This window comes from Streptomyces sp. NPDC037273, from assembly GCF_055603625.1.
On the sequence record NZ_JBVJVO010000003.1, the window covers coordinates 1 to 17,279 of the forward strand.

Consider the following 17,279-nt stretch of genomic DNA (forward strand, 5'->3'; position numbering starts at 1 on the left):
GAGCCCAAGCCGGAACCGAAGCCCGAGCCGAAGCCCGAGCCCAAGCCGGAACCGAAGCCCGAGCCGAAGCCCGAGCCCAAGCCGGAACCGAAGCCGGAACCGAAGCCCGAGCCCAAGCCGGAGCCCAAGCCGGAACCGAAGCCCGAGCCCAAGCCGGAACCGAAGCCCGAGCCGAAGCCGGAACCGAAGCCGGAGCCCAAGCCGGAACCGAAGCCGGAACCGAAGCCCGAGCCCAAGCCGGAACCGAAGCCCGAGCCCGAGCCCAACTGCTGGACCGTGAATCTCGGTTCGTGGGTGGAGAGTTGGATCGGTGGGCCGGTGTGTGTGCCGAAGGACTCGTGGAAGGACGAGGTGGAGCTGGACTGGAAGGACGCGTTGAAGGGGGTGTGGCCCTTCTGAGTGGGGCGCGGGGGGGGGGGGGGGGGGGGGGTGGTGGGGGAGGGGGGGGGGGGGGGGGGGGGGGGAGGGGGGGGGGAAGGGGGGGGGGAGGGGGTAGGGAAGTGGGGTGGGGGGGGGGGGGAGGGGGGTGTGGGGGCTTTTTTTTTCCGTTGGGGGTTCCCCCCCCCCCCCCCCCCCCCCCCCCCCCCCCCCCCCCACGGGGGAGGTGGTCGAGGGCGCGGCGGAGCCAGGCGTGCCGGCGGGCCTGGGCGGCGGCCCAGCGGCGGGCGTCGGCGGCGCCGGCGCGGAGCCAGAGCAGCGGGGCCGTGCCGCGGCCGGTGAGGAGGAGGCGCCGGTTGCGGACGGGCTCGGGGCGCCAGTGCTGTTTGTACGACTCCGAGCCGCGCAGCATGCTGAGCGTGGCGCGGCCGCCGGCGCTGGTCTCGCGGGCGCCGTGCCGCAGCAGCATGGTGGCGACGTCGACCTTGCGGGCGCGCAGGGCCGGGTCGGCGCCGTAGAGGTAGCCGCCGGCGAGCCGGGGTGACATGAGGGTGAGGTCGGCGGCGACCACGTCACCGGCGAGCCGGAACTCGGTGACCATCGCGTCGCCGTGCTCGACCATGGGCCGGACGGCCCGGGTGAGGTGCTGGGCGAACCGGTGGCTGGTGTGCTCGGCGGTGACGCCACGGCCCTGCCACTGGAGCCGGTGGAGGGTGAGGAGCCGGTCGAGGGCGGCCGGGACCTCCTCGCCGGTGACGATGCGGGCGTCGATGCCGAGCGCGTCGAGCTTGCGCAGCTTGGCGCGGACCCGCTGGGCCTTCCCGGAGGGGATGCGTTCGAGGAGGCCCTCCATCGGGACGGCGGGCAGTTCGAGGCAGAGCGAGTCGGGGAGGCGTCGGCGCGGCCCGCGCCAGTGGGCGAAGACGCGTTCGCTGGCCGCCCCGGGCCGCACCTCGCGCAGGTCGAGGACCGCGCCGCGGGCGGCCCGGGAGAGCCCCCGGGCCAGGGCGGGCGCGGCCTCGGGGCAGTCGTCGTCGAGGAGGACGTCGGTGAAGTCGGTGATGGTGCCGCCGAGCTGGGTGAGGACGGGCAGCGGTCCGCGGGCCCGCATCAGGGGCGCGGCGGCGACGAGTTCGCCGTCCTCCCGTCGTACGAGCACCACCCGGAGCGCGCCGGGACGGCCGTACGAGAGCCACCAGGAGTGCAGCCAGGGGTGGGACTGGAACGGCGTCGCGGAGGAACAGCGGGCGTACAGCGCCGTCCACTCGGCCGCCAGGCGTCCGAAGTCCTCCTGGTCACGGCAGATCTCCGTCCGCAGGGTTCTCGGGGTCACACCGCCTCCGGCTGGTGCGTGGCGACCGCCGGGGCGGGCACCGCGGCGGACGCGGCCGGGGCGGAGGCCTGCCGGGAGTGCCGGGCTTCGCCCCGGGGGGTGCCGCGCTTCGGGCGGACCAGGAGGACCAGGCCGCCGAGGAGGCCGCCGGCACAGCCGCCGACGAGCGCGGAGAGCGGCGCGGAGGGGGAGACGGGGGCGACGGGCTTGGTCGCGCGGGAGAACTGGACGACCTTCACGCCGGTGCTGCCCGCGACGTGCGTGCTGTTCAGGACGAGCGCGCGGGCCACGCCGTCGGCCATGGACACGGCCTTGGAGGGCTGTTCGGCGCGGGCCGTGATCGAGATCATCGGGGCGTCCGGGGAGGTCGCCGCCTGCACGCTCTTGCGCAGGGTGTCGGCGGTGACGCCCGCCCACACCTGGGCGTCGCCGGTCACCGCGATGTCGGTGGCGACCCGCCCGTACGCCTGCGCGAAGCCGAGCGCCGCCGCCGGGTCCGACTTCTCGGCCGGTACGACGATGACGTAACTGACGGCCGCGTACTGCGGGGTCTTCAGGGCTCCGTAGCCGCCGCCGAGCGCGGCCCCGGCGAGGACGGCGGCGGGCAGGACGGCCCAGCGGCCGGGGGACCGCAGGGCGGCGGGCAGGAAGGCGCGGGGTGGGGTGCTGTTCATGGGCGCGGGCTCTCTCACTTCGCGGGGGACGGGGTGCCGTGGACGGACTGGTCGTAGAGGGACATCAACTTCCGGGCGCTGTGCGCGATGTCGTAGTGACGGGCGGCCGCGGGCGCGGGCAGCCTGGCGAGCCGGGCGTCCCGGATGCCGCGCAGCGCGGAGATCAGCTCGGGCACGGATTTGCCGATCCGGCGGGCGCCCGGTGCCGCGTCCGGTGGCAGGTCGTCGATCGCCGGGCAGGCCACGTACAGCACGGGCAGTCCGGCGGCGAGGGCCTCGACGACGGCGAGCCCGAAGGTCTCGTCGGGCGAGGTGGACACGAAGACGTCCATCGCGGCGAGCAGTCCGGGCAGTGACGGGCCTTCCCCCGCGGTGGTCGGCGGGTCCTCGCAGGCCCCGGCGAGCAGCACCCGGTCGGCGGCCCCGCATTCGCGGGCCACCCGGAGCAGGTCCTCGCGGTGCCCGCCCTCGCCGACGAGGAGCAGCCGGGTGTCCGGCACCGACGCCACCGCCCGTACCAGCCGGTCGAACCGCTTGCCGGGCGTGAGGCGCCCGACCCCGCCCACCACATGGGCGTCCGCGGGGATGCCGAGGGCTTCCCTGGCCCGGCGGCGGGCGGCCGCGTCGAAGGCGAAGCGGTCGGTCTCGATGCCGTTGGGCACGACGTGGATGCGGTCCTGGGGCACGCCCCAGTCGGCGAGCCGGCGGGCCACGCTGGGCGAGACGGCGACCGTGGAGGTGCCGAGCCGCTCGGAGGCGAGGTACAGGGCGCGGGTGCCCGGGGAGAGCGGGCGGCCCTCGATCTGCGTCTCGCCCAGGGAGTGTTCGGTGGCGATCACCCGGCGGATCCCGGCGAGGCGCGCCGCCGTCCTGCCGTACACGCAGGCCCGGTAGAGGTGGGTGTGGACGAGGTCGTAGCGGCCCTGGCGGACGAACCGGGCGAGTCTGGGCAGGGCGCCGAGGTCGCGGTTGCCGGTCATGCCGAGGTGGGTGACGGGGGTGCCGTCCGCCTCGATGCCCGCGGCGACGGCGCCCGGGTTGGTGAGGGTGACCACCTCGCCGCGGACCGGGAGGTGGCGCAGCAGCAGCCGCAGTTGCTGCTCGGCGCCGCCGATGCCGAGTCCGGTGATCACGTGCAGGACCTTCACGGCGCACCGGCCGCGGGGGCGTGCTGGGCGGGGATCAGATCGGCGGGGTGGCGGCGGCGCAGCGGGTGCAGGGCGCGCTTGGCGGTGAGCCGCCAGGAGGTGTCGTCCTCGCCGATGTGCACGCGGGGCAGGGCGTACGCGCCGGTGTGCTGCCCCGGGTCGATCGCGCAGGCGTAGCGGTAACCGGCCTTCCGTACGGCGTGGATCGCGCGCGGGTCGACCTGCCCGTACGGGTAGCAGAAGCCGTCGACGGGGCCGCCGGTCATCTCCTCGAGGAGTTCGCGGCTCCGCCGGGTCTCGGCGGCGAGCGTCGTGTCGTCGGCGTCGGTGAGCGAGACGTGCGTGAGGCCGTGCGAGCCGATCTCCATGCCGGCGTCGGCGATCCGCAGGATCTGGTCCTCGGTGAGCAGCGGCTTGCGCGGCCCCTCGCTGTCCCAGGAGTTCTCGCCGCCGAGCCGGCCCGGCAGGACGTAGACCGTCGCCGTGAAGCCGTGCCGGCGCAGCAGCGGCAGCGCCGAGTCGAGGAAGTCCGCGTAGCCGTCGTCGAAGGTGAGGCCGACGAGTCCCTTGGCGCGTCCGGCCGCGGTGGCGTCGAGCAGCTCCCGTACGGACACCCCGCGCAGGCCGCGGTCGCCCAGCCAGTGCAGCTGCCGGGCGAAGCGCACGGGGGAGACGGTCACCCGGTACGGGTCGTCAGCGGTGTCCGTGATCGAGTGGTACATCGCCACCCACAGGGGCGGTTTCACCCACAGGGGCGGCTTCGGCAGCAGACGGCGCAGCGCGGTGGCGGCGGGCATGGGGGGTCCTCCGGGAGGCGGAGCGGGGCAGGGGCGGAATCTCCGGCGCCTTGGCGGCGCAGGCGATGAAGAGCAGGAAGACGCCGCAGACGGCCAGGCAGGCGACGGCGACGGCGAGGGCGGCGGGGCCGATCGCCAGCTGGCAGAGCCAGCCGGCTCCGGTGGCCCACGCGCCCGCGGTGGCGAGCCGGAGGAGACCCTCGCCGAGCCGGTCGACCCGGACCGGCACGGACTGCCGGTGGGCGCCGCGCAGCAGCAGGACGGCGGTGAGGGTGATTCCGAGGGCGTTGGCGGCGGCGATGCCGACGGCGCCCCAGTAGTGGGCGCCGGGGACGCCGGCGGCGGCGGTGGTGGCGAGGCCGGCGGCCATGGCGGCGGCCGGGTACCAGAGGGGGCGGGCGGCGGAGAAGTAGCAGCGGACGAGGGCGCCGACCATGGTCTGGCCCAGCAGCCCGAGGGCGTACACCCGCATGACGGCGGCGGTGGACGTGGTGTCGGCGGCGCTGAACTCGCCGCGCTCGAAGAGCAGTTCGACGATCCGTGGGGCGGCCGCGATCACCGTAGAGGCGCCGACGAGCACCACGACGGCGGCGAGCAGCAGGTCTCGCTCGACCCGGCGGCGGGCCGCCTCGGTCTCGCCCGCCGCGAGCGCCCTGGCGACCACCGGGAAGCTGACCGTGCACAGCATCAGGGAGAGGATCATCGGCATCTGCGCGACCTTCTGCGCGTAGTTCAGATGCGAGATGGCGCCGGCGGGCAGCGGGGACGCGAGGAACCGTTCGATCAGCGTCTGTGACTGGCGGCACAGCGAGAACGCGACGACGGGCGCGATCAGCCCCAGGAGCACGATCCGGCCCTCGCCCGACTCACCCGGCGCGAGCGCCTCGGGCTCCCGCGCCGGCACCGGCCGGGTCCGCAGCTCGCGCAGCAGCGACGGCGCCTGCACGAGCACCATCAGGACCCCGCCGACCGCGACCCCGGCGGCGGCGGACCGCACCCCCCACGGCTCGCGGAGCAGCAGGATCGTGCCGATGATGCCGATGTTGTACGCCACGTAGATGGTCGCCGGGGGGACGAAGCAGCCGTGCGCGCGCAGCGCGGCCGAGCAGTATCCGACCAGCGCGAACGACAGCACGCACGTGCCGGTCAGCCGCGTGCAGTCGATCGCGATCCCCGGGTCGGGCAGCCCGGGCGCCAGCGCGGACACGAGCAGCGGCGCGGCGGCCACGAGGAGAGCGGCCGCGCTTCCCACGGCGAGCGTCAGGCGCGGCAGCGTGCCGCGCACCAGCGCCCGTACGGGATCGCCGAACAGGCTTCCCGAACGCCGGGCCAGGGCGCGCGAGAAGGCCGGCACCAGGATCAGCGCCATCGCGTCCTCGATCAGCAGCGTCGACGCGAACTCGGGCACCGTCCACGCCACCAGGAACGCGTCGGTCTCGGCGCCCGCCCCGAAGTAGCCGGCCAGAATCTGGTCCCGTACGAGCCCCAGCAGCGCGCCGAGCGCGGTGAGCGCGGCCGTCACCGCCGCGGCCTTCGCCAGGAACCCCCGCCCCTGCGTCCGGTCGCCGCCGGGGCGCGGCACCCGGACCCGTGCGTGCGCCCGCCGCCCGGCCGGACGCGCCGGCCGCGGAGGAGCCGCCGGACGCGTGGGGCCGGCCGTCGGGCGGCCTCGTACGGCCCCGGTGACCGTGCCGGCCGTGCCGGCCGTGGCGGCGGCGGACCCGGGCAGCAGCGCGGCCTCCGGGCCCCACGGGGAGTCCGTGGGGCCCGGAGGCGCGGTCGGCCAGGGGTCGGTCAGGGGCGCGCCGCAGGGAGGCCGGGGCGCGGGGCGCGGCGTGTCCGTGGGTTCCGGTTCACCCGCCCACGGGTCACGCACGCCTCACCTCCGCCAGCGCCCACCAGGCCGCGAGGCCCAGCACGACCGACATCAGGACGGTCGACGGGCCGCCGATGTCCGCGTAGAAGAAGTCGATGAGCTGCCAGGCGAGCAGGCCCGCGGCGACCAGCGCGCAGTCCGCGCCGAGGTGCCTGCGGCGCAGCGCGCCGACGAGGAGCGCCACCCAGCTGCCGGCCAGCGCGAGGAGCCCCACCAGGCCCTGCTCGCTCAGCACCAGGAGGTACATGTTGTGCGGGGAGAGCAGCGGCTGGCGCGCGAAGGCGGCACCGGCGCCCGCCGTGTCGCTGCCGGAGGAGAGCGCGAGGGAGGCGTTCGAGTCGCGGTACGCGGGGAAGCCCTTCAGGCCGACGCCGGTGACCGGCTCGGCCCGCCACATCCGCCCGGCCGCCGCCCACATCGTGTACCGGTCGGTCACCGACTGGTCGGGCGCGGCCGCCACCTGCGTGATGCTGGTGACCCGCTCCTTCACCATGTCCGAGCCGATCCCCAGACCGCCCACGAGCACCACCCCGAGCGCGCCCGCGGCGAGCGCGACCCGGCCCGCCCGCCGAAGGCCCGAGAGCAGCAGCTGGATCCCGCAGGCGAGCACGGTCGCGATCCACGCGCCCCGGCTGAACGACAGCACCAGCGGCACGAACAGCAGACCGGCACAGACCAGCGCCACCGTGCGCGTCCGGCCCGGCGCGCTGCCGAGCGCGATCCCGGTGACGACCACCAGCCCGTACGCCACCACCGTCGCCATGCCCATCACGTCGGTCGCCCCGAAGGTGCCGACGGCCCGGATGTCCGCACCCTGGTACGAGGCACCCGTACCGGTCAGGTACTGCACGACCCCGACCGCGCCCTGGAGCAGCGCGAAGGCGACCAGGCCCCAGGCGACCACGGCGAAGTCCCGCCGGTCCTTGATCATCAGGAGCACGGCGGCCGGTACGAGGACGAAGACCTGCACGTAACGGGCGACGCCCGGCAGGCTCGCCGCCGGGTCGTTCGAGGTGATCGCGGCCAGACAGATGCCGAGCACCGGCAGGCCGAGGACGACGGCCGCCGCCCGGGTCAGCGGCCGGGCGCCGCCGCGCAGCACCCGCACCAGACAGATCAGCACCAGGAGCCCGGAGGCCGCGTCCGCGACCGTGCCGGTACCGCCGGTGCCGCCCTGCGCCCCGCCGCCGCCCGGGACGAGCAGCAGCGCGATCACGGCGAGGACCGGGGACAGCGCGCCGGCCCGGCGCGCCCACTCCCGTACGTCCGCCGTCTCCCGCATCGCGGGGACCGCGGGCACCGTCGTCACGGCCGTGGCCATCCTCAGCTCCCCGTGGGTCGGACGAGCCCGGCCGCCGTACGCAGCAGGATGCAGACGTCCTGCCAGAGCGACCAGTGGTCGATGTAGTGGTTGTCGAAGCGGCAGCGGTCCTCGATGGAGGTGTCGCCGCGCAGCCCGTGCACCTGCGCCAGGCCCGTCAGCCCCACCGGCATCCGGTGACGGGCCGCGTAACCGGCGTGGATCTTGCTGAACTGGGCGACGAAGTAAGGGCGTTCGGGGCGGGGCCCGACCAGGCTCATGTCGCCGCGGAGCACGTTCCACAGCTGCGGAAGCTCGTCGAGCGAGGACTTCCGCAGGAAGTTGCCGGCCGCGCTCATCCGCCGGTCGCCCGCCACGTTCCAGCGGGTCGCCGACTCGGTGTCGTCGGAGGGGCGCAGCGTGCGGAACTTCAGGAGCGTGAAGTGGCGGCCGTGCTGGCCCACCCGCTCCTGCCGGAAGAGGACCCCGGGGCCGTCCGCGAGCCGCACGGCCAGCGCGCACAGCAGCAGCACCGGCAGGGCCAGCGCGAGAGCGGGCGCGGCGAGCACGATGTCCAGGGCCCGCTTGGCGGTCAGCCCGCGACGCTCGGCGGACGGCGTCACCCGGTGCCAGGCGTGTCCCCACAGGTGCTCGGACATCGGCCCGTCCTGGTGCCGTCCGCCGACCCGCCAGGTGGCGCAGCCGTAGTGCTGGAAGAGCGTCATCAGACCGGGGTCGTCGTCCAGGAACAGCGCGTCGCACACCGCGTTCTGGATGACGGCCCGGTGGATCTCCTCGGTCGTCGTGAGCACCGGAAGCCCGGCCTCGGCCGTCGTCCGGTCCGCACCGCCCTGCTCCGGTACGCCGACGATCCCGACCGCCCGCACCCCGTACTCGGGATGCTGGGCGACCGCCGCCGCGAACCGGCGCGCCGCTCCCGCACTGCCGACGACCAGCGCCGACCGGGGATGGGCGCGCGCGATCCGGCGCCGCCGGGCGAGCAGCAGCGCGCGGACCAGGACCACCACGGCGACGTGCGTGCCGTACGCGGCGCAGAGCCGCAGCGGACCGATCGCGAGCGCCGGGGAGTACGCGGCGACGCCGGCGGCCGCCAGACACCACACGACCCCGGCGCGGGAGGCCAGCGCGGGCAGCTCGTCGAGGGCCCGGACGTGCGCCGACGGCCGGTAGAGCCCCGCCCTGCCGTCGAGGAGCAGGACGAGCGCCGCGATCGGCAGCAGCAGCCGCGGGTCGTGGTGGGCCGCGCCCAGGAGGGACGCCGCCGTCAGGACGGCCAGGGCGTCGACGGCCACGAGCGGCGCCACGCCGGAGCGCTGCCGCACCCGGCGGTGGCGCGGCAGCGCGAGCCGGCCGGTCGTGCCGCGGCGCGGCGCGAGGGAGGCGAGGCCGAAGGCCTGGCCCGCCGTGGGCCAGGGGCCCGGCGAGGAAGGAACGCTGGTACTTTCCGTGGTCACTGCGCAATCGGCTCTCTGTGCTCGGCCCCCCGCACTTCGGCAAGCTCGCGGTAGACGTCCGCGACCGCCGCGCCGGTGCGCCGGACATCGAATCTGCTGAGTACGTGCTCGTGGGCCTCGCGGCCCAGGCGGTGCCGCAGCTCCGGCCGGCCCAGGAGGCGGCCCAGAGCGATGGCGAGCGCGGCCGGGTCCTCGGGCGGGACCAGGCACTCGGGTGCGTGGGCGGGCGGCAGGCTCTCGCGGGCGCCGTCCACATCGCTGACGACGACCGGCCGGCCGCTCGCCATGGCCTCCAGGGGCGCGAGCGCCATCCCCTCCCAGCGCGACGGCAGGACGACCACGTCCGCCGCCCGGTACCAGGGGGCGGTGTCGTCGACGGCCCCGGTGAATCGCACCGAAGGACCGGCGGCGGCCCGCAGCCGTTCGCCGTCCGGGCCGTCGCCGACCAGGACGAGACGGGCCGTCGGCACCTCGGCGAGGACCGCGGGCCAGGCGGCGAGCAGGACGTCCTGTCCCTTCTGGCGGCAGAGCCGGCCCACGCAGACGACGGTGGGCGCCGGGTTCCCGGCCGGGCCGTCGGTCGCGAACCTGGCCACGTCCACACCGTTGTGGACGACCGACCAGCGCGCGGCCACCCCGGCCGCCTCGCCGGTACGCCGTTCCGCCTCGCTCACGCAGACGATCCGGTCCGTCCAGCGGGCGCCGAACCGCTCCCAGCGGCGGGCGAGCGCCGCGGTCGTCCCCTCGACCGCCTCGAACGACCAGGCGTGCGGCTGATACACCGTCGGAATCCGTCCGCGCAGGGCGAGTCGGGCGCACAGACCGGCCTTGGCGCTGTGCGCGTGGACGATGCCGGGGCCGACCGCGCGGATCACCCGGGCCAGCTCCCTCGTCTCGCTGAACAGCCGGGGTCCGGGATCCCGGCCGGCCCGCCAGTCGTGGGTGTCGGCGCCCTCGGCGCGGACGGCGGCGGACAGCGAGGTGCCGGGCGGGCAGACGACCGCGACCCTCAGGCCGGCGGCGCGCTGGGCGCGGACCAGGTCGACGACGACCCGGGCGACCCCGCCGTCACCCGGCTGGACCGCGTGCAGGACGGTGACGGACGCGGGGTCCGTATCAAGTGGTGACAGCACGTCAGCGCCGGACGTCCGCCTGAAGGAAGAGCGCACCGAGCCAGACGGTGTCCTTCTCGCTGCCGAACCGGACCTCGACACGGTCGCCCCCCTCGCGCAGCGCACCCCGCAGATCGAAGACGTCGGAGTCGTACCCCAGAGTGTTCGTACCATCGGGGAAGCGGACTGTACGACCGGCGCCGAATTCGGTGATGCTGGAGTTCATGACGTCTTCCGCGGAATTGGCGGAATCGGAGAGCCGGACGCTCTTCGAGCGACCCGTATCCACCGCCAGGTAATCCCCGGAAGTTCCCCGGTCACCGTCATAGGCGATGACCCCCAACTGTCCGCGGGTGCCTTCGGGAAAACGGTTTCCGTCGACCGGTACACGGAGCTCACGGGTACCACCGCCGACGGTTTCGAAACCGTCCCATACACCGATTCGGCGCAGTGGTTCCGATGCCTTCTCGTACGCGGCGACGAGCGTCCAGCCGCCCCAGCCGCCCACCTCGGAGCGGCCCATGGCGACGTTCACCTGGGCCACCGTCCACTGCCCGCGCTGCGCCGAGCGGACCAGCTCGGTGACGTCGGCGGAGGCCTGGAAGGCGTCGGCGCCGTCCGCCGTCCGGTGTCCGATCAGGGAGTCGGCGAGCAGCGCCTTGTACGAGCCGCCGGGCTCGGCGATCAGCACCCGCCCGTTGTCCTTGGCCGGCTTCTGCTCGCCCACCCGCAGGTTCCCGCCCCAGTAGAGACGGGCCCAGCTGACCCGCGAGCCCGCGGGCACCGGGAGTTCGGCGCGGCTGGAGTTGTACGTGTTGGGGTCGTCGTCCACGTCGACGTACGCGATCGTCGCGCCGTCGTTCACCGTCTCGGTGCCCTTCGCGCCCTTCGCCGAGGAGTTGGCGGCGCGCACGACCCCGCCGTGCTGCACGGCCTCGTAGCGCGCGGCGAAGGGAACGCGGGCCGCCTCCCGGGGCGGCTGGGGGGCGGCGGCGGAGGCGACCGGCAGCGCGGCGGTCAGCGCCGTACACGACAGGGCGCACAGCACGCTGCGACGCACGGCAGGAATCGCAGAATTCCGCATACAGGTTCTCCGCTTTGCTGAGAGAAGACAGGGAAGACCCGAGATGGCCGGGCGGGAGGAAGGTGTCGTCCGCACGAAATGGGTGAACGCGCGGCCGGCCCGGAAGCAACGTTCGGGAACGTTATAACCCCGACGCGGGGCGATAGTAAGCATTAGATGCTCGGAAACGCTAACTCCCGTATCCACGTGGCAGGTTCCTCGTTGTGCGTGTTGCGCCATTCCACGCCCAGTCGCCCCAATGGCCCTCTTATGGCCCAAAGATCGGTTGAACGTCACCCGTTCGGGAGAGCAACCGATGAAAACCCGGAGCGTTGTTGAGAGAGCCGGGCCGAACAGTCCGCGCAGTCCGAGTTGAATTTCGATCGAGGAGAGCTTCTCCATGTCCCGTATCGCCAAGGCCGTTGTTCTGACCGTGGGTGCCGCCGCCGCCGTCGCCGGTGCCGCCGGTGCCGCCGCCGCCGACGCCGGCGCCGAGGGCGCGGCCGTGAAGTCCCCCGGTGTCGGCTCCGGCAACGTCGTCCAGGTTCCGGTCCACGTCCCGGTCAACGTCTGCGGCAACACCGTCAGCGTCATCGGCGCGCTGAACCCGACCTTCGGCAACACCTGCGTCAACGCCTGATCGGCCACGCCTGATCGGTCCTTCCGAAGCCGGTGCGCCCATCTCCCTCGCGGGGGTGGGCGCACCGGCTTTTTCCTTGTGGTCACTGGTCCGGTACTCGTTCGGCCGCATGCTCGTGCGCCGTTCGGTGCAACGGCGTACGCCCCTTCGAGGGGCAGGGTGGCGCGGCGGATTCACTCGAACGGAGACGTGGCGCTCGGTAGTTCTGCGGTTGCGGAGCGCTATGACCGCAGGCACGGTGAGAGGGAAGTTGTCCGACGCATAAGGAAAAGGAACACATATGCGTCCCCTCGCTACACCCCGTCTCAGCGCCCTGGCGATATCCGCCGTACTCACCCTCGGCGCGGCGGGACCCGCCGTCGCCGGCGAGCACCATCCGTCCACCGCGGCCGACCGGGCCGCCCACGCACCCCTCCCCGAAGCCGCCGCCCTGCTGACCCAGGCAGAGGCCCTGGGAGACCTGGGTTCGGTGACCTCCCCGGTGACCGAGCTCGTCACCGCCGCCCTCAAGGCCGACTCCGGCCAGCTCCCCGCGGCCGACGCCGACGCCCTCAAGGCCAAGATCGCGGCCGCCGTCGAGCAGGCCAAGGACGCCGTCCCTGCCCCGCTGCCGGACACGCCCGCACCCGACGTCCCGGTCACCCCGCCGGAGCTCCCCGTCACCCCGCCCGCGCCCGAACTTCCGGTGACGCCGCCCGCGGTGGAGACCCCCGTCGACCTCCCGGTGAAACCGCCGGTGACGCTGCCCGTCGCGGCCGGCGCGAAGGCGGAGGCCGGAAAGGCCGCCCCCGCGGACGTCGTCGACGACGCCCTCGCCACGGTCGAGAAGGCGGTCGCGGGCCTGCTCGCGGCCGTCACCTCCGGCGACGCCGCCGGGGTCGTCCCGCAGGTCACCGCGACCCTGACCTCGCTGGTCAACCTGGCGGTCGCCACCGTGCTGGGCAGCGGACTTCCGGCGCCGGACCTGGCCGGTCTTCCCGCCCTGCCGTCGCTCCCGGTCGGCGTGCCCGAGCTGCCGGTGGACCCGCCGCAGCTGCCCGTCGACCCGCCGGTGAAACCGCCGGTCGCGGTGCCCGACCTGCCGGTGAAGCCGCCGCTGCCGGTCCGGTAGTCACCCGCGCGTCCGCGCCGGTCCGGCCTCCGCCGGACCGGCGCGGACGTGTGCGATCGGCAAATAGCACCGGCCCGCACCGATCGGGTGCAGTGTCGAGAAATCCTTCCTCCCGGAGTTTCCGGGGAGCGCACTCCTCGTTACAGAAGCAGAACGATGTACAGGATTCGGCCAAGAACCCTGTACGGAACGTGACTTGAAAGTACAGAGGAAGGATTCACCTCATGAAGCCCACCAAGGTCGCCGCGGTTGTCGCCGGTTCGCTGATGGCGCTGGGTGCCGCCGCGCCCGCCATGGCCGCGGAGGCGATGACCCCCACCAGCCTGAACGGTGGACTCGACGCGATCGCCGCCAATGGGCTGAAGACGGACGTGCTGAGCAGCACCACGGACGGCTCCCCGGTCAAGGCCGTCACGGACACGGCCGGCCAGCTCAACGAGGCCACCAAGGGTGCTCCGCTGCTCGGCGGCCTCCCGGTCCCCGGTGGTCTCCCGCTCGGCGGCTGACGCCACATCAGTACCACTGCCCCCAAGGGCACTTACGGCGCCCCCCCCGTGCCGCCGCTCCCCACGGTCGGCTGATCGAATGATTTTCTGATCAGCTGCCGTGTGGCCCCCGCTGTGCGCCATGCGCGGGCCCATACCCTCTGGCCATTCCCACGCGACCCATCGACGTGGATCAGGCCGGTCGGAGCGAGGGGGGATCCTCGCCGGTCTCTCCCTTTTTCCAGAGGAAGAGCGGTATGCGGTCGATCATCAGCAGGAAAGTACTCACCGCGGCGGCAGCGACCGGCATCCTGTCGCTGAGCGGCGGATTCGCCCTTGCCGCGGGCTCCCACGCAGGCACGGGCGACGGGCCGAACCCCACCGCCGGTCACGCCCAGGCTCCCCTGCCGGCGGACGTCTGCGGCAAGAGCATGGAACTCGGCGGCTTCGTCGCGACAGCCGTCGGCGACCTCTGCGCCCACGCGGAGGAACCCGGCGGCTACGGCGACGAGCCGGGCGAGCCCTCGGAACCTCCCACGCATCCGTCGACGCCGCCGCCGACGAACCCGGACGAGCCCTCGGAGCCCCCCACCCATCCGTCGACGCCGCCGCCCACCAACCCCGACGAGCCCGGGGAGTGCGAGTATCCCGAGCCCGGCGGGGAGCCGGAGCCCGGTTGCGAACCGTCGACGCCGCCCGCGTCGACCCCGCCGCCCACGAACCCCGACGAGCCCGGGGAGTGCGAGGCGCCCGCGCCCGGTGAGGAGCCCGAGCCCGGCTGCGAGGAGCCGTCCACCCCGCCGGCCTCCACGCCTCCGCCGACCAACCCGGACGAGCCGGGGGAGTGCGAGGCGCCCGCGCCCGGTGAGGAGCCGGAGCCCGGCTGCGAGGAGCCGTCGACGCCGCCCGCGTCGACCCCGCCGGCCTCCACGCCGCCGCCCACCAACCCCGACGAGCCCGGCGACTGCGAGGAGCCCGCGCCCGGCGGGGAGCCCGAGCCCGGCTGTGAACCGTCCACGCCGCCCGCGTCGACCCCGCCGGGATCCACGCCGCCGCCCACCAACCCGGACGAGCCGCCGACCAACCCCGACGAGCCGCCCACCGGGCCGTCGACGCCGCCCGGTCACCCCGAGCTGCCCGACACCGGAAGCGACCCCGCGCTCATGGGCGCGGCCGCGATCAGCGCCGCGCTGATCATCGGCGGAAGCGTGGTCTACCTCCGGGGCGGACGGATCACCCGGCGCCACTGACCCGAAAGCCGAAGGCGTCAACGCGGGCCCTCTCCTTCACCGGTGAGGGCCCGCGCGTTGCTGCACATGGGTTAGTCCCGCCACGTTTCGGCCAAGGGGCTCGTTCACCTCACATGACTCTGCGTTCTCACGCGGGCATGGGACTCCTCATGACCGCATTCGCCTCCGCCGCCCTGGCCTCTCCCGCCGCCGCCGTCGAGGCGCCGGTGATCGTCCCGCTCCAGGGCCTGGAGCCGGTCCTGCCGATGGACGCGCCGACCGTGGCGACCGGCGTTCCCGTCCCGATGCCGGGGGCGCCCACCGGCTTCCAGAAGGGCCTCGGCTCCCTGCCGGACCTCGCGCTGCCCAGCGTGCCGCTGACCAGCACCCTGCCGGGCACGGTCGTCGACGCGCCGCTGCCCGAGCTCCTCAAGGGCAGCGAGCCCGGCCGGGCGCTGCTCAGCAGCCCGCACTCGGAGATGAAGGCGTCCACCCCCGGCGCCGTCGTCGGCAACCCCCTGGAGGCCCCGAGCGGCAACGGGCTCGACGGGCTGCCCGACTTGACGAAGCCTCAGATCGGACTGCTCACCCCGGTGCTCAGCGGAGCCCTCGACCCCCAGCTGGGCCTGGTGCAGGACGCGCACTGAGCACACCGCCCCCCGAGCGGGTGAAGACACGATTCTTCCCCGCCACCCCACGGGCTTTCGCTCGTTGCAACAAGAGGCTTGTCGCATGGCCGCGGCCCGCGGACCGAAGCCGTTCCGTCGTATCCGGCGGCGGACGGAATTTCGGTTCGCGGGCCATTCTTTCGATTTTCTTTCTTCCCGTTCGGCCCAATGGCCGTGACCCGGCCACGAGATGGGCGTTGAACGGGAGTGACGGCCGTGATTCCTGCGGTCGCTTTCCACGTCCAAGGAGTTCTTGATGTCTCGCATCGCGAAGGCTGCCGCAGTTCTCGCCGGCACGGGTGCCGTCGCCCTCAGCGGAGCCGGCCTGGCCGTCGCCGACTCGGGCGCCGAGGCCGTCGCCGCCCACTCGCCCGGTGTCGTCTCCGGCAACGTCGTCCAGGTCCCGGTCCACGTCCCGGTGAACCTCTGCGGCAACACCGTCAACGTGATCGGTCTGCTGAACCCGGCGTTCGGCAACACCTGCATCAACGCCGACGGTGGCCACGGGCACGGTGACGGCGGCTACGGCGGCTGATCCCCCCTCGCACCACTCGTGTCCCCCCGGCCCCAGCGGGCCGGGGGGACACGTGCGTGCGGGGCTCACGCGTACCGGTAGATCCGGCTGTGGTCGAACATCTCCGCCGGGGTCACGCCCCAGGGCGCCATCGGCTGGTGGCGGGAGGCGACCTTCCGGTACTGGGCGTCGCCCAGTGGAGGCGGCTCCGCCGGGAGGTAGGCGGCACCCGGGTTGCGCTGCTGCCAGCGCGACCAGACGAGGTCGACGAAGGAGTGGTGCAGCCAGAACACCGGGTCGTTCACGGAGCCGCCGCCGAGCATCAGCCCGCCGACCCAGCGGTGCACCCGGTTGTGGACGCGGAAGCGCTCGTTGCCCCGGCCCGGCGCCCAGCCCTCCAGACGGTTGCGGAAGCCGGAGGCGCTCGTCGAGTTCCAGGGCGCCACGTCGTACACCCGCTCCCGCATCACCTCGTCGAGCTGGGCCTGGGTCGGCAGTGCGATCGGATCGCGGGGGCGGCCGAAGTCCCTGGTCAGGAAGCGGGTGTCGGTCATGGCGTAGGTGATGTTCCAGCGGCCGGCCGAGTGGGCGAAGGGGCCGGTCATCACCTGGAGGTCGGCGCGGCGGCCGTTGCCGCCCATGAAGTCCTCGCCCCAGATGGACGAGGCCGGGCTGTTGTCCCTGGTCCAGTCCCAGTAGGGGACGGAGACCGTCGGGTCGACGCGGCGCAGGGCCCTCTCGAACTCCAGGAGGAACTTGCGGTGCCAGGGCAGGAAGCTCGGCGTCATGTGGGCGATCCGGAGCTTGCCCTCCCCGTCCGCCGAGTAGTAGTCGATGTGGGTGCGGACGAACTCGTCGTACGCACCCGATCGTTTGAGCTCCAGGACGGCGGCGACGAACTTCCGGCGCTCGGCGCCGGTCAGATCGCGCTGGTTCTTACGCGTGTACACCACGCGGGCTCCCTCCCGTCGGGTCGGTGAGGACGCCGTGGGCGCCGGCGAACCGGGAGAGCCGGGCGGTGCCCAGCTCGTCCACGGCGGCGCGGGTGGCGGCCAGCGGCGTCGGGCAGGACTCGTAGTGGTCGATCGGGGTGACGTATCCGCCGTCGGCGCAGCGCATCAGATGCAGCGGCCGGCCGTCGACGAAGGCGACCGGAGCGCCGTCCGGGCCGGAGAAGCCGAGCAGCCGGCGGCCGCCGTACATCTCGTCGAAGGCGTGCGGGTCGCGCGTGACTCCCGACGGCGGGCGGGTCGCGATACGGCCGAGGGCGCCGCCCGTGAAGGCGGTGACGGCCAGAGCGAAAAGAGACCGCAAGGCGACGCGGCGCGGGACGATCATGAGTGATCTCCTGGTGGTCGGCGGCTGGGGGTCCCCCGCATCGGGCGGGAGGAGCCCTCAGGGCACAACGATGAAAACCCGCGTTCGTTGCGGCGGAAATGCCAGCGGCGTGAATGTCGGCCGTTCGAGTGAATTCGG

At 74.1% G+C, this 17,279-nt stretch carries 16 protein-coding genes and 2 pseudogenes; 7 read left to right on the forward strand and 11 right to left on the reverse strand.

From position 1 onward, the window contains the following. Positions 1-399 (forward strand): annotated as a pseudogene (locus tag ACZ7G1_RS09300) (glycoside hydrolase family 26 protein); the annotation flags it as partial. Between the two features lie 181 nt (positions 400-580). Here ACZ7G1_RS09300 and ACZ7G1_RS09305 read toward each other — a convergent pair. The 9 genes and pseudogenes from ACZ7G1_RS09305 to ACZ7G1_RS09345 all read right to left on the reverse strand — a co-directional run. Further along, positions 581-1,711: pseudogene (locus ACZ7G1_RS09305) on the reverse strand (GNAT family N-acetyltransferase); the annotation flags it as partial. Then, positions 1,708-2,385: a YveK family protein gene (locus ACZ7G1_RS09310; protein ID WP_470877834.1), complete on the reverse strand. Its 678-nt coding sequence runs from the start codon at positions 2,383-2,385 to the stop codon at positions 1,708-1,710. The pseudogene ACZ7G1_RS09305 and the gene ACZ7G1_RS09310, both read right to left, overlap by 4 nt. Before the next feature lie 14 nt (positions 2,386-2,399). Next, positions 2,400-3,533 carry a glycosyltransferase gene (locus ACZ7G1_RS09315; RefSeq protein ID WP_470877835.1) on the reverse strand — a complete coding sequence of 378 codons (1,134 nt, stop codon included), beginning with the start codon at positions 3,531-3,533 and terminating at the stop codon, positions 2,400-2,402. Further along, positions 3,530-4,330, reverse strand: a complete 801-nt coding sequence (locus tag ACZ7G1_RS09320; protein ID WP_470877836.1) for a polysaccharide deacetylase family protein — start codon at positions 4,328-4,330, stop codon at positions 3,530-3,532. Before ACZ7G1_RS09320 ends, ACZ7G1_RS09315 begins: the two co-directional genes overlap by 4 nt. After that, complete coding sequence (locus ACZ7G1_RS09325) at positions 4,227-6,059, reverse strand: lipid II flippase MurJ (RefSeq protein ID WP_470877894.1); 1,833 nt, start codon at positions 6,057-6,059, stop codon at positions 4,227-4,229. The genes ACZ7G1_RS09320 and ACZ7G1_RS09325 overlap by 104 nt, the downstream gene beginning before the upstream one ends. Before the next feature lie 139 nt (positions 6,060-6,198). After that, positions 6,199-7,527, reverse strand: coding sequence for an O-antigen ligase family protein (locus ACZ7G1_RS09330; protein ID WP_470877837.1), 1,329 nt, complete (start codon positions 7,525-7,527; stop codon positions 6,199-6,201). A gap of 2 nt (positions 7,528-7,529) precedes the next feature. After that, positions 7,530-8,981, reverse strand: coding sequence for an exopolysaccharide biosynthesis polyprenyl glycosylphosphotransferase (locus tag ACZ7G1_RS09335; RefSeq protein ID WP_470877838.1), 1,452 nt, complete (start codon positions 8,979-8,981; stop codon positions 7,530-7,532). Further along, complete coding sequence (locus ACZ7G1_RS09340) at positions 8,978-10,114, reverse strand: glycosyltransferase family 4 protein (protein ID WP_470877839.1); 1,137 nt, start codon at positions 10,112-10,114, stop codon at positions 8,978-8,980. The genes ACZ7G1_RS09335 and ACZ7G1_RS09340 overlap by 4 nt, the downstream gene beginning before the upstream one ends. Position 10,115: 1 nt before the next feature. Then, entirely contained in the window at positions 10,116-11,177 is a 1,062-nt protein-coding gene (locus tag ACZ7G1_RS09345) for a DUF3344 domain-containing protein (RefSeq protein WP_470877840.1), read from the reverse strand. A gap of 379 nt (positions 11,178-11,556) precedes the next feature. Between ACZ7G1_RS09345 and ACZ7G1_RS09350 the strand changes: the two genes are divergently transcribed. The 6 genes from ACZ7G1_RS09350 to ACZ7G1_RS09375 all read left to right on the forward strand — a co-directional run bounded on the left by ACZ7G1_RS09350 (position 11,557) and on the right by ACZ7G1_RS09375 (position 15,824). After that, positions 11,557-11,796 carry a chaplin family protein gene (locus tag ACZ7G1_RS09350; protein ID WP_470877841.1) on the forward strand — a complete coding sequence of 80 codons (240 nt, stop codon included), beginning with the start codon at positions 11,557-11,559 and terminating at the stop codon, positions 11,794-11,796. Positions 11,797-12,076: 280 nt separating this feature from the next. Continuing rightward, positions 12,077-12,907: a hypothetical protein gene (locus ACZ7G1_RS09355; RefSeq protein WP_470877842.1), complete on the forward strand. Its 831-nt coding sequence runs from the start codon at positions 12,077-12,079 to the stop codon at positions 12,905-12,907. A 224-nt stretch (positions 12,908-13,131) separates the two neighbouring features. Then, positions 13,132-13,413 (forward strand): hypothetical protein, encoded by a 282-nt coding sequence (locus ACZ7G1_RS09360; RefSeq protein ID WP_470877843.1) that lies wholly within the window; start codon positions 13,132-13,134, stop codon positions 13,411-13,413. 236 nt (positions 13,414-13,649) lie between these two features. Next, positions 13,650-14,642: a hypothetical protein gene (locus ACZ7G1_RS09365; protein ID WP_470877844.1), complete on the forward strand. Its 993-nt coding sequence runs from the start codon at positions 13,650-13,652 to the stop codon at positions 14,640-14,642. A gap of 113 nt (positions 14,643-14,755) precedes the next feature. Next, positions 14,756-15,268 carry a hypothetical protein gene (locus tag ACZ7G1_RS09370; RefSeq protein WP_470877845.1) on the forward strand — a complete coding sequence of 171 codons (513 nt, stop codon included), beginning with the start codon at positions 14,756-14,758 and terminating at the stop codon, positions 15,266-15,268. 277 nt (positions 15,269-15,545) lie between these two features. Then, a complete protein-coding gene (locus ACZ7G1_RS09375) occupies positions 15,546-15,824 on the forward strand; it encodes a chaplin (RefSeq protein WP_470877846.1) in 279 nt (92 codons plus the stop codon). Positions 15,825-15,889: 65 nt separating this feature from the next. Here the strand turns inward: ACZ7G1_RS09375 and ACZ7G1_RS09380 are convergent, their stop codons facing one another. Both ACZ7G1_RS09380 and ACZ7G1_RS09385 read right to left on the reverse strand, forming a co-directional pair. Beyond that, positions 15,890-16,756 carry a tyrosinase family protein gene (locus ACZ7G1_RS09380; protein ID WP_470877847.1) on the reverse strand — a complete coding sequence of 289 codons (867 nt, stop codon included), beginning with the start codon at positions 16,754-16,756 and terminating at the stop codon, positions 15,890-15,892. Beyond that, entirely contained in the window at positions 16,740-17,141 is a 402-nt protein-coding gene (locus tag ACZ7G1_RS09385) for a tyrosinase family oxidase copper chaperone (protein WP_470877848.1), read from the reverse strand. The genes ACZ7G1_RS09380 and ACZ7G1_RS09385 overlap by 17 nt, the downstream gene beginning before the upstream one ends. Positions 17,142-17,279: the final 138 nt, after the last annotated feature.